The organism is Leclercia pneumoniae, assembly GCF_017348915.1.
Taxonomy (GTDB): domain Bacteria; phylum Pseudomonadota; class Gammaproteobacteria; order Enterobacterales; family Enterobacteriaceae; genus Enterobacter; species Enterobacter pneumoniae.
In genome coordinates, this window is the sequence record NZ_CP071383.1 from 1,219,319 (window position 1) to 1,231,819 (window position 12,501).

Annotated in this window: 8 protein-coding genes and 7 tRNA genes; 3 read left to right on the forward strand and 12 right to left on the reverse strand. The window is 54.1% G+C overall.

Annotated elements, in window-relative coordinates; translation table 11 throughout:
* Positions 1-131 precede the first annotated feature (131 nt).
* Entirely contained in the window at positions 132-1,307 is a 1,176-nt protein-coding gene (gene ubiF, locus JZ655_RS05670; RefSeq protein WP_207293228.1) for a 3-demethoxyubiquinol 3-hydroxylase, read from the forward strand.
* Positions 1,308-1,407: 100 nt separating this feature from the next.
* Here the strand turns inward: ubiF and JZ655_RS05675 are convergent.
* The 12 genes from JZ655_RS05675 to nagB all read right to left on the reverse strand — a co-directional run bounded on the left by JZ655_RS05675 (position 1,408) and on the right by nagB (position 8,288).
* Positions 1,408-1,482: transfer RNA gene (locus JZ655_RS05675), tRNA-Gln, on the reverse strand.
* A gap of 36 nt (positions 1,483-1,518) precedes the next feature.
* Positions 1,519-1,593: transfer RNA gene (locus JZ655_RS05680), tRNA-Gln, on the reverse strand.
* A 44-nt stretch (positions 1,594-1,637) separates the two neighbouring features.
* A tRNA-Met gene (locus tag JZ655_RS05685) sits at positions 1,638-1,714 on the reverse strand.
* A 17-nt stretch (positions 1,715-1,731) separates the two neighbouring features.
* Positions 1,732-1,806, reverse strand: a tRNA-Gln gene (locus tag JZ655_RS05690).
* Positions 1,807-1,837: 31 nt separating this feature from the next.
* Positions 1,838-1,912 (reverse strand) — tRNA-Gln (locus tag JZ655_RS05695).
* Between the two features lie 23 nt (positions 1,913-1,935).
* Positions 1,936-2,020: transfer RNA gene (locus JZ655_RS05700), tRNA-Leu, on the reverse strand.
* Between the two features lie 8 nt (positions 2,021-2,028).
* A tRNA-Met gene (locus JZ655_RS05705) sits at positions 2,029-2,105 on the reverse strand.
* A gap of 235 nt (positions 2,106-2,340) precedes the next feature.
* Positions 2,341-4,005, reverse strand: coding sequence for an asparagine synthase B (gene asnB, locus JZ655_RS05710; protein ID WP_207293229.1), 1,665 nt, complete (start codon positions 4,003-4,005; stop codon positions 2,341-2,343).
* A gap of 250 nt (positions 4,006-4,255) precedes the next feature.
* Complete coding sequence (gene nagD, locus JZ655_RS05715; protein WP_040076560.1) at positions 4,256-5,008, reverse strand: ribonucleotide monophosphatase NagD; 753 nt, start codon at positions 5,006-5,008, stop codon at positions 4,256-4,258.
* A 45-nt stretch (positions 5,009-5,053) separates the two neighbouring features.
* The gene (gene nagC / locus JZ655_RS05720) at positions 5,054-6,274 is read right to left on the reverse strand and encodes a DNA-binding transcriptional regulator NagC (protein WP_040076559.1); all 1,221 of its coding nucleotides are present in this window, start codon (positions 6,272-6,274) and stop codon (positions 5,054-5,056) included.
* An 8-nt stretch (positions 6,275-6,282) separates the two neighbouring features.
* Entirely contained in the window at positions 6,283-7,431 is a 1,149-nt protein-coding gene (gene nagA / locus JZ655_RS05725; RefSeq protein WP_207293230.1) for an N-acetylglucosamine-6-phosphate deacetylase, read from the reverse strand.
* A gap of 56 nt (positions 7,432-7,487) precedes the next feature.
* Positions 7,488-8,288, reverse strand: a complete 801-nt coding sequence (gene nagB / locus JZ655_RS05730; protein WP_207293231.1) for a glucosamine-6-phosphate deaminase — start codon at positions 8,286-8,288, stop codon at positions 7,488-7,490.
* A gap of 326 nt (positions 8,289-8,614) precedes the next feature.
* Between nagB and nagE the strand changes: the two genes are divergently transcribed.
* A complete protein-coding gene (gene nagE, locus JZ655_RS05735; protein WP_072056315.1) occupies positions 8,615-10,633 on the forward strand; it encodes an N-acetylglucosamine-specific PTS transporter subunit IIBC in 2,019 nt (672 codons plus the stop codon).
* 169 nt (positions 10,634-10,802) lie between these two features.
* The gene (glnS, locus tag JZ655_RS05740) at positions 10,803-12,470 is read left to right on the forward strand and encodes a glutamine--tRNA ligase (RefSeq protein WP_207293232.1); all 1,668 of its coding nucleotides are present in this window, start codon (positions 10,803-10,805) and stop codon (positions 12,468-12,470) included.
* The last annotated feature ends 31 nt before the right edge of the window (positions 12,471-12,501 follow it).

The following is a 12,501-nucleotide window of genomic DNA, read 5'->3' on the forward strand; positions in this document are numbered from 1 at the left end:
TGCTCATGCTCAGGATTGCAGGGCGCGTATTGTAATGCTTTGGTCCGGTTGTGACCAGTATGAAGGTTGTCGGCCTCATGGGGAAAAAAATCCGGTAAACTTAAGGGATTCTCCAATAAGGACAAATGACCATGACTATCCAACAAGCCGGAGTCGCCGTCGTCGGCGGCGGTATGGTCGGCGGGGCGCTGGCGCTGGGGCTGGCGCAACACGGGTTCGACGTTACTGTAATTGAACAGGCTGCGCCGCCTGCATTTGACGCCGCCGGGAAGCCGGACGTGCGTATCTCTGCGATTAGCGCCGCCTCGGTGGATCTGCTGCGCGGGCTGGGCGTATGGGAGGCGGTGCTGGCCATGCGCGCTCATCCCTGGCGTCGCCTTGAAACATGGGAGTGGGAAACTGCCCGCGTCCAGTTTGATGCAGCAGAACTTAAGCTGCCCCTGCTGGGCTATATGGTTGAAAATACGGTTCTACAGCAGGCGCTCTGGCAGGCGCTGGAAGCGCATCCCGGCGTGACCCTGCGGGTGCCGGCGTCGATAAAGGCTCTCCATCGCCATAACGATCATCATGTGCTGGCGTTGAGCGAAGGTGACGAGCTGGCGGTAAAACTGGTGATTGGCGCGGACGGAGCGAATTCCAGGGTCCGGGAGATGGCCGGAATTGGCATTCATGCGTGGGCGTATCCGCAATCCTGCATGCTGATTACAGTGCAATGCGAGAGCGAACCGGGTGATTGCACCTGGCAACACTTTACGCCGACGGGGCCCCATGCTTTTCTGCCGTTGTTCGACAACTGGGCCTCGCTGGTGTGGTACGACACGCCCGCACGCATTCGTCAGTTGCAAGGGATGACGATGGAACAGCTGGGGCGTGAAATTGCGCACCATTTCCCGCAGCGCCTCGGCAAGGTCACGCCAGTGGCAGCGGGTGCCTTCCCGCTGGCCCGGCGTCATGCGCTGGACTATGCGCGCGAAGGATTAGCGTTGGTGGGCGATGCGGCGCATACCATCCATCCGCTGGCGGGGCAGGGCGTGAACCTGGGATACCGTGATGTTGAAGCCTTACTGGACGTAGTGGGTAATGCGCGCGCTCACGGCGAAGCCTGGGCGAGCCAGCAGGTATTGAAGCGTTACCAGATGCGACGTATGGCGGATAACTTCATCATGCAGTCAGGGATGGATCTCTTTTATGCCGGGTTCAGTAACGACCTGGGGCCGGTGCGGATCCTGCGCAATATTGGTTTGATGGCGGCGGAACGCGCCGGTGGCCTGAAACGTCAAGCCCTGAAATATGCGTTAGGTCTGTAAGCATTACACTGACGATTCCCTCACCCCTGTGGGTGGGGGCTCAGACCGCGCTGAAGACAAAAACAAAAAAGCCCGCAGAGCGGGCTTATTTGTTTTTAAATGGCTGGGGTGCAGGGATTCGAACCCCGGAATGCTGGTATCAGAAACCAGTGCCTTACCGCTTGGCGACACCCCAATTGCGTTAAACAAACCGCTTAACGACTTTTTAAAATGGCTGGGGTACGAGGATTCGAACCTCGGAATGCTGGTATCAGAAACCAGAGCCTTACCGCTTGGCGATACCCCAACAATTTTTTCTAGTCTACCGAATAAATCGACAGATGACTAATTTGGTGGCTACGACGGGATTCGAACCTGTGACCCCATCATTATGAGTGATGTGCTCTAACCAACTGAGCTACGTAGCCAGTACTGCAATCTTCGATGGCTGGGGTACCTGGATTCGAACCAGGGAATGCCGGTATCAAAAACCGGTGCCTTACCGCTTGGCGATACCCCAATACCGCGGAGAACCGCAAATCGAAGAAATATGGCTGGGGTACCTGGATTCGAACCAGGGAATGCCGGTATCAAAAACCGGTGCCTTACCGCTTGGCGATACCCCATCCGTGCAACGCTTACCTGGGAATGGTGCGGGAGGCGAGACTTGAACTCGCACACCTTGCGGCGCCAGAACCTAAATCTGGTGCGTCTACCAATTTCGCCACTCCCGCAAAAAAGATGGTGGCTACGACGGGATTCGAACCTGTGACCCCATCATTATGAGTGATGTGCTCTAACCAACTGAGCTACGTAGCCATCTTTTTTTCGCGTTACCTTATCGGCGTTGCGGGGCGCATTATGCGTATAGACCCTTGCAGCGTCAACACCTTTTTCAACGAAAATGGCCGGAATGTGACTGTTTGGTTAGGTTGCGAACAGCGTGGCCGAATATTCGGCAATTATTGGTTATTAATCGATTTTACAGCCTTTAATTCAGAATAAAAAAAAGCCCCAGAGGGCCTTTTTCGATCGTGCAGATCGGTCGCTCAGATTATTGATAAGCAGACTGGTGAACGCCTACCGCACGCCCTGACGGATCGTTCATGGATTTGAACGATTCATCCCATTCAATGGCTTTCGCAGAGGAACACGCTACGGATGGACCACCCGGTACACACTCTGCGGCGCTTGGCACAGGGAAGAGCTCTTCAAAGATTTCACGATACAGATACGCCTCTTTCGAGCCTGGCGTGTTGTACGGGAAACGGAAGCTGGCGGTCTCCAGTTGTTGATCGGAAATCTGTTTTGCCGCCACCTCTTTCAGGGTGTCGATCCAGCTGTAACCTACGCCATCAGAGAACTGCTCTTTCTGACGCCATGCCACGCTCGCCGGCAGATAGGATTCAAAACATTCACGCAGGATATGTTTTTCCATTTTGCCGTTGCCGCACATCTTGTCCTGCGGGTTGATGCGCATCGCCACATCGAGGAACTTTTTATCAAGGAACGGCACGCGCGCTTCCACGCCCCAGGCCGACATCGCTTTGTTGGCTCGTGCGCAGTCAAACATGTGCAGCGCCTGAAGTTTACGCACGGTCTCTTCGTGCAGCTCTTTGGCGTTTGGCGCTTTATGGAAGTAAAGGTAACCACCAAAGACTTCGTCAGAACCCTCGCCAGAGAGCACCATTTTGATGCCCATCGCTTTGATCTTACGCGACATCAAGTACATCGGCGTGGAGGCGCGAATGGTGGTCACATCGTAGGTTTCAATGTGGTAGATCACATCGCGGATCGCATCCAGACCTTCCTGCACGGTGAAATGAATTTCATGGTGTACGGTGCCAAGATGGTTTGCCACTTCCTGGGCGGCTTTCAGATCCGGCGCCCCTTCCAGACCCACGGCGAAGGAGTGCAGCTGCGGCCACCAGGCCTCTGAACGTTCCTGATCTTCTACACGACGCGCGGCAAATTTCTTGGTGATTGCAGAGATCACCGAGGAGTCCAGCCCGCCGGAGAGCAGTACGCCATAGGGCACGTCTGACATCAGATGGCTTTTTACGGACTCTTCCAGCGCCTGACGCAGCTCGGCTTTGTCGGTAACGTTGTCCTTAACGGCGTCGTAATCAAACCAGTCGCGTTGGTAGTACGGGCGGATCTCACCGTCCTGGCTCCACAGGTAGCTGCCCGCCGGGAACTCTTTAATGGTGCGGCAAACTGGTACCAGGGCTTTCATTTCAGAGGCGACATAGAAGTTGCCGTGCTCATCGTGCCCCATGTACAGCGGGATAATACCGAGGTGGTCACGGCCAATCAGGTACGCATCTTTTTCGCTGTCGTACAGGGCAAAGGCAAACATCCCCTGCAGGTCGTCGAGGAATTCAGGTCCTTTCTCCTGATACAGCGCCAGAATGACTTCGCAGTCAGAGCCGGTCTGGAAGGTGTAACGGTCACTGTACTCAGCACGCAGCGCCTGATGGTTGTAGATTTCACCGTTAACGGCCAGCGCGTGGGTTTTTTTCTCGTTATACAGCGGCTGGGCGCCCGCGTTGACGTCGACAATCGACAGACGTTCATGGGCCAGGATGGCCTTGTCGCTGGCATAGACACCGGACCAGTCCGGGCCGCGATGGCGCATCAGACGAGAGAGTTCCAGTGCTTTTTTACGCAGCTCGCCCGCGTCAGTTTTGATATCCAGTACGCCAAAAATTGAACACATAACCTTCTCCGTTAACCCTGTTGCAGTGTGATGTTGCTTGCTTATGAAAATGCCGCAAAAGGTGAGGGGCGGCAAGGGTTTCGCCGGCTAAAACGAAAATAATGCAATGGTCATTGCAGAATGTTGAAAAATGCGTATGTCTTAACCTTATTCTTTGATGGATTTTTAGTAAAGAGGGGTTTTTATTAGATGTAATAACTTTTTACTGGCAATGAAATGAAAAAACCACGTCGGATGACGTGGTTTCAGCTTACAGAACATCGATTTCGGCGACCGAGGGGTAAATCCAGCTCGGACGGAACGGCATGGAGTCAATATCGTCGAGGGTCGAAACGCCAGAGAGCACAAGGATAGTCTCCAGCCCCGCCTGGAAGCCGGCGAGAATATCGGTACGCAGGTTATCGCCCACAATCACCGTATCTTCGGAATGGGCCTGCATCTTGTTGAGCGCCGCGCGAATAATCCAGGGGCTGGGTTTGCCCACATAGAATGGCGTGCGGCCCGAAATTTTCTCAATGCCCGCGCAGAGTGCGCCGCAAGCCGGGTAGAAACCGCGACCGTGGGTATCGGGATTGGTGGCGATGAAGCGAGCGCCGTTTGCCACGAAATAAGCGGCTTTGTGCATCATCTCCCAGTTATAGGAGCGGGTTTCACCCACGATGACAAAATCCGGATTCACATCAGTAATAGTGAAGCCGGCTTTATAGAGTTCATGAATTAGCGCACCTTCGCCCACCACATAGGCTTTCTTACCCTCCTGACGCTTCAGGAAATCGGCGGTGGCCATGGCAGAGGTATAAAACACGCTCTCTGGCACATCTACGCCGGCGGTGGCAAAACGGTTCGCCAGATCTTGCCCGGTCTGCGACGGAAAATTGGTCAGCAGTACCAGCGGCATCCCTTTTTCCATGATGGCGTTAAGAAATTCCGCTGCGCCCGGCACGGCAACGTTGTCGTGCATCAGCACGCCGTCGATATCACAAATTACATTCTTAATGGTCATGGACTGTCCGACATCTGAAAAAGAAGGCGTCACTATAAAACCCCGTTAGCTTTCCAGCAAACGTTGCAGCAGGATCCCGTTAAGCATGGCGCGTTTCACCAGCGCAAAGGCACCAATGGCAGAGCGGTGATCCAGCGTCGAGCGCACTACCGGCAGGTTCTGGCGAAATGCTTTTAACGCCTGGGTATTAATGCAGCCTTCAACGGCCGGTAACAGCACCTTTTCGGCTTCAGTGATCTCACCGGCAATCACCACTTTCTGCGGGTTGAACAGGTTAATGGCGATGGCGATGGTCTTACCCAGGTGGCGTCCAACCTGCTCAATCACTTCACAGGCCAGCGCATCGCCTTTGTTGGCGGCTTTGCAAATCGCGCCAATTTTACACTCTTCTAGGGTCAGGCGGCTCTGGTAGCCCTGTTCGAGCAGGTGGCGCACCCGCTGTTCTATTGCGGCATTGGCGGCGATGGTTTCCAGGCAGCCAAAGTTGCCGCAGTGACAGCGCTCGCCCAGCGGCTCTACCTGAATATGGCCAATTTCGCCCACGTTGCCATTACGGCCGATAAAAATGCGACCATTCGAGATGATCCCGGCCCCCGTTCCGCGGTGAACACGCACCAGTATTGAGTCTTCACAATCCTGACTCGCACCAAAGTAGTGCTCAGCCAGCGCCAGGCTGCGAATATCGTGGCCGACAAAGCAGGTGACGTTAAAACGTTTTTCCAGCGCCTTAACCAGTCCCCAGTTTTCAACCTGAATATGAGGCATGTAGCGAATCACGCCGCTTTCCGGGTCGACAAGGCCGGGCAGAATCACGGAGATGGCAATCAGTTCGCGAATTTTACGCTGGTGGGTCTCAATAAAGAGGGCGATGGTATTCAGCAGGGCATGTTCCAGCGTCTCCTGAGTCCGTTCTGGTAGGGGATAGTGCTCTTCGGCAACGGCTTTACTGCTCATGTCATACAGGGTCAGCGTAGTGTCGTGGCGACCCAGACGCACCCCGATGGCATGGAAATGACGGGTTTCGGTAATGATCGAGATGGCGCGACGGCCTCCGGTGGAGGCCTGCTGATCCACTTCTTTGATCAGGCCGCGCTCAATCAACTGGCGGGTAATTTTCGTGACGCTGGCGGGGGCAAGCTGGCTCTGTTCCGCGATCTGAATTCGGGAGATGGGCCCATGCTGGTCAATCAGGCGGTAAACCGCCGCACTGTTCAGCTGTTTTACGAGATCAACATTACCAATTTGAGCTTGTCCGCCTGATGTCATACTTTTACTTACTCAGTGACGACCTCGTTACCGTTAACGATGGTCTTGATGATTTTAAAATCGTGCGTGAATGCGGTCAGGTTTGCCACCATGCCTGGCGCAATGCTGCCCAGCCTGGTCGCGACGCCCATCGCGCGCGCCGGGTAGAGCGTTGCCATACGCAGGGCTTCATCCAGCGCAATACCACAGTGTTCAACCAGATTGCGGACACCTTCGATCATCGTCAGCGCAGAGCCGCTGAGGGTGCCGTTCTCATCCACGCACAGTCCATTCCGGTAGTATATTGTTTTACCAGCAAAAATGAACTGCTCAATATTTGCACCTGCGGGCGCGGTCGCATCTGTAACCAGACAGAGCTTGTCGCCTTTGATGCGTTTGGCATTGCGGATATTGGCATAATCTACGTGCAGACCATCCGCGATGATGCCGCAATAAACGTCTGGCTCATCGAAAATCGCACCAACCAGCCCTGGTTCACGCCCGGTAATATAGGGCATTGCGTTATAGAGATGCGTCGCAAAAGTAATGCCCGCGCGGAAACCGATTTTGGCTTCTTTGAGGGTAGCGTTGGAGTGGCCCGCAGAGACCACGATACCCGCGGCAGACAATTTGCTGATGACCTCAGGCCCGGCCATTTCAGGTGCCAGGGTCACTTTAGTAATCACGTCGGCGTTAGCGCACAGGTAATCCACCAGTTCGTTATCCGGTTTACGTACGTAGTCCGGGTTATGGGTGCCTTTTTTAACGATATTGAGCCACGGCCCTTCAAGATGCAGACCCAGAGCCTGATTTGGGTGTTGGCTCAGGTAGTCGCGCATGACCGCAATACCCTGTTTCATCAGCTCATCGCTGGTGGTAATCAGCGTCGGTAAATAGCTGGTGCAGCCGGATTTCTCATTCGCTTTCTGCATGATCTCCAGCGTTTCTACCGTGACCGCTTCAGCCGTGTCGTTAAACTGCACGCCGCCGCAGCCGTTAAGCTGCACGTCGATAAAACCGGGGGAGATGATGGCACCATTCAGCGCGCGTTGCTCGATGTCCGCTGGCAGTTCGCTCAGCGGGCAGATACGTTCAATCAGGCCATTTGCGACAACAATCGCATGGTCATCCAGAATTTCATGGCCGGTATAAATCCGACCGTGGGTTAAAGCGTACATAACGACCCCCGGTATTAAAAAAACTGCCCGCCCCAAATGAAAGAGGCGGGGCTATATTACAGACCTTTGATGTTTTCTGCTTCTAACTCGTTGAAGTATTTCAGCGTTTTGACTTTCAGTTCCATCGTAGATGGCTCATCACACACCACAACGGCCTTCGGATGCAGCTGCAGACAGCTGATGGTCCACATATGATTAACGTTGCCTTCAACGGCCGCCTGCAGCGCCTGCGCTTTCACGTTGCCCAGCACCAGAATCATTACCTCTTCTGCATCCAGCAGCGTACCCACGCCAACGGTCAGGGCGTATTTTGGTACCTGATTAACGTCGCCGTCAAAGAAACGGGAGTTTGCCACGCGGGTGTCATGGGTCAGGGTTTTAATACGGGTGCGTGAGGCCAGGGAAGAGGCGGGCTCGTTAAACGCGATATGGCCATCGTTGCCCACGCCACCCATAAACAGGTGAATTTTACCGTAAGCACGGATTTTTTCTTCGTATTGGCGGCACTCTGCGTCAATATCAGGCGCGTTGCCATCCAGCAGGTTGATGTTTTCAGTCGGGATATCAACGTGGTCAAAGAAATTACGGTGCATAAAGCTATGGTAGCTTTCCGGATGCTCCTTCGGCAGGCCAACGTATTCATCCATGTTGAAGGTCACCACATGCTTGAAGCTGACCTGGCCCGCTTTGTGCATCTCAACCAGAGCTTTATACGCAGTAAGAGGCGTGCCTCCGGTCGGCAGACCGAGTACAAAAGGACGATCGGCGGTAGGTTTGAACGCGTTGATACGGTTTACGATGTGGCGTGCAGCCCATTTACCGACCTGTTCTGCTGAAGCCAGGGGGATCAGTCTCATTATTCACCTCTGAGTTTGAAAATAAAAAGTTGGCGGATTGAGCGCCTGGGCACGATCTAAGCCTAACCTGGTTCTTGCCGTGAGGGGTCAATTCGTCTTGATTTTTTGAATCATAAAATAAGTTTTCGCTGTTTGCCAGTGCAGGGAGGAGTAATTAACGATATTTGGTGACAAAAATCACAAAAAGTACGCGTTTAATTTGCGATACGAATTAATTTTTCACACACTCAATCAGCCAGTGAATCATCAACTGTATTTATAAGTTAGTGACACAATAAAAACACAGCTGAGAACGCGCCTTAACGGGGTCTCATAGGGGGAAGAAAGTGAGTATTCTAGGTTATTTACAAAAGGTTGGCCGTGCCTTAATGGTACCGGTCGCCACGCTGCCAGCCGCAGCGATATTAATGGGTGTCGGTTACTGGATTGACCCGGTGGGTTGGGGTGGAGACAGCGCGGTAGCGGCGTTCTTCATTAAATCCGGTTCTGCCATCATCGATAATATGTCCGTTCTGTTCGCCATCGGCGTGGCGTACGGCATGTCCAAAGATAAAGACGGTGCTGCGGCACTAACCGGTTTTGTGGGCTTCCTGGTGCTGACCACGCTCTGCTCGCCTGCTGCGGTTGCAATGATTCAGAAAATCCCGGCGGAACAGGTTCCGGCGGCGTTCGGTAAGATTAGCAACCAGTTCGTGGGTATTCTGGTGGGTATCATCTCTGCTGAGCTGTACAACCGCTTCAGCGGCGTAGAGCTGCCGAAAGCGCTCTCCTTCTTCAGCGGCCGTCGTCTGGTACCGATCCTGACCTCCTTCGTGATGATCGTGGTTGCCTTCATCATGATGTACATCTGGCCGGTGATCTTCGATGGCCTGGTGAACTTTGGTGAACATATCCAGAAGCTGGGTTCCGTCGGTGCGGGCGTCTATGCGTTCTTCAACCGTCTGCTGATCCCGGTGGGGCTGCACCACGCTCTGAACTCCGTGTTCTGGTTTGACGTGGCAGGCATTAACGATATTCCTAACTTCCTCGGCGGCGCACAGTCCATCGAAGCCGGTAAAGCGGTCGTGGGTATCACTGGTCGTTATCAGGCGGGCTTCTTCCCGATTATGATGTTCGGTCTGCCGGGTGCGGCGCTGGCTATCTACCATTGCGCGCGTCCAGAGAACAAAGCAAAAGTGCTGGGTATCATGATGGCGGGGGCGTTCGCAGCCTTCTTCACTGGTATCACCGAGCCGCTGGAGTTCTCCTTCATGTTCGTAGCACCGGTACTGTATGTGATCCACGCGGTGCTGACCGGTATCTCTGTCTTTATCGCTGCCAGTATGCAGTGGATTGCAGGCTTCGGTTTCAGTGCCGGTCTGGTGGATATGGTGCTCTCCTCCCGTAACCCGCTGGCGGTTCACTGGTACATGCTGATCCTGCAGGGTCTGGTGTTCTTCGCTATCTACTACGTGGTGTTCCGTTTCACTATCACCAAATTCAATCTGATGACGCCGGGCCGTGAGCTGGCCGTTGCCGGTAGCGAAGCAGATGGTGAAGATGTGAATGTTAGCGCAGATAAAGACCAGGACGTTGCAGGTCTGGCGCGTCAGTACATCGCCGCAGTCGGCGGTTCTGACAACCTGACCGGTATCGATGCCTGCATCACCCGTCTGCGCCTGAACGTGAAAGACTCCTCGCTGGTGAATGAAGCGCTGGCAAAACGTCTGGGTGCCTCTGGCGTTATTCGCCTGAACAAAACCAGCGTGCAGATTATCGTTGGCTTTGTGGCTGAGAAAATTGCTAACGCGATGAAAACCACAGGCCCGGTAGCAGCGGCAGAAACCGCGCCGGCGCCAACAGCCGCACCGGTTGCAAAACCGCAGGCTGTACCTAACGCCGTCACCATCGCGGCGCTGGTCTCTCCGGTTACCGGCGAAGTGGTAGCGCTGGAGCAGGTGCCTGACGAAGCCTTTGCCAGCAAAGCGGTAGGCGACGGCGTTGCCGTGAAACCCACTGAAAAAACCGTGGTTTCTCCAGCAGCCGGTACCGTGGTGAAAATCTTTAATACCAACCACGCGTTCTGCCTCGAAACCGATAAAGGCGCGGAAATCGTTGTCCACATGGGTATTGATACCGTTGCGCTGGGCGGCCAGGGCTTCACTCGCCTGGTCGAAGAGGGGGCTGAAGTGGTTGCAGGCCAGCCGATTCTGGAAATGGATCTGGATTTCCTGAACGCCAACGCACGCTCGATGATCAGCCCGGTGGTTTGTAGCAACATCGACGACTTCAGCGGTCTGGTTATTCAGGCGCAGGGTCAGGTGGTTGCCGGTCAAACCCCACTGTATGAAATTAAAGGCAAGTAAGTGCTCCTGAGTTAGCGTTGATGCCTGAGCGGCGGGGATATCCCCGCCGCTTTTTTTTGCAGCACTCGCCCCCATTATTTACATCCAGGGCGTTTTTAGAGGTTGTCACTGCGACCAGCTTATAAGATCATACGCCGTTATATGTCGTTTACGCTTTGAGGAATCCACGATGAGTGAGGCTGAAGCCCGCCCGAGTAACTTTATTCGTCAGATCATTGATGAAGATCTGGCTACTGGTAAGCACACCACTGTTCACACCCGTTTCCCGCCGGAGCCGAACGGCTACCTGCATATTGGTCATGCGAAATCTATCTGCCTGAACTTTGGCATCGCGCAAGACTATCAGGGTCAATGCAATCTGCGTTTCGATGACACCAACCCGGCGAAAGAAGATATCGAGTACGTAGAATCCATTAAGAACGACGTACAATGGTTGGGCTTCAACTGGTCTGGCGACATCTGCTACTCCTCTAACTATTTTGATCAGCTTTACGCCTACGCGGTTGAGCTGATCAATAAAGGCCTCGCCTACGTTGACGAACTCTCTGCTGACGAAATCCGCGAATACCGTGGCTCCCTGACCGCTCCGGGTAAAAACAGCCCGTTCCGCGATCGTAGCGTGGAAGAGAACCTGGCCCTGTTTGAAAAAATGCGCGCCGGTGGCTTCGAAGAGGGTAAAGCCTGTCTGCGTGCCAAAATCGATATGGCCTCGCCGTTTATCGTCATGCGTGACCCGGTGCTGTACCGCATTAAGTTCGCGGAACACCACCAGACCGGGAACAAGTGGTGCATCTACCCGATGTACGACTTCACCCACTGCATCAGCGATGCGCTGGAAGGTATTACGCACTCCCTGTGTACGCTGGAGTTCCAGGACAACCGTCGTCTGTATGACTGGGTGCTGGATAACATCACCATCCCTGTGCATCCGCGTCAGTACGAGTTCTCTCGTCTGAATCTGGAATACACCGTGATGTCCAAGCGTAAACTGAACCTGCTGGTTACCGACAAGCATGTTGAAGGCTGGGATGACCCACGTATGCCGACCATTTCCGGTCTACGTCGTCGTGGTTATACCGCGGCTTCTATTCGCGAATTCTGTAAACGCATTGGGGTAACTAAGCAGGACAACACCATTGAGATGGCCTCTCTGGAGTCCTGTATTCGTGAAGATCTTAACGACAACGCACCGCGCGCAATGGCCGTTATCGATCCCGTGAAGCTGGTGATCGAAAACTACCCGCAGGGTGAGAGCGAGCAGGTCACCATGCCTAACCATCCAAACAAACCTGAGATGGGCAGCCGTGATGTGCCGTTCAGCGCTGAGATCTGGATCGATCGTGCAGATTTCCGTGAAGAAGCGAACAAGCAGTACAAACGCCTGGTGCTGGGTAAAGAAGTGCGCCTGCGTAACGCCTACGTAATCAAAGCAGAACGCGTTGAGAAAGACGAACAGGGTACCATTACCACCATTTACTGCAGCTACGATGCAGAGACCCTGAGCAAGGATCCTGCCGATGGCCGTAAAGTGAAGGGTGTTATCCACTGGGTGAGCGCTGCTCATGCACTGCCGGTAGAAATTCGCCTTTATGACCGTCTGTTCAGCGTACCTAACCCAGGCGCTGCGGATGACTTCCTGGCAACCATCAACCCGGAATCGCTGGTCATCAGACAGGGTTATGCGGAGCCTTCTCTGGCGAATGCTGAAGCTGGCAAAGCCTACCAGTTCGAGCGTGAAGGTTACTTCTGCCTCGACAGCCGCTACGCAACGGCAGACCATTTGGTCTTTAACCGTACCGTGGGGCTGCGTGATACCTGGGCCAAAATCGGCGAGTAATCAGGTCAACCACAAACAAACGCCGCTTCTG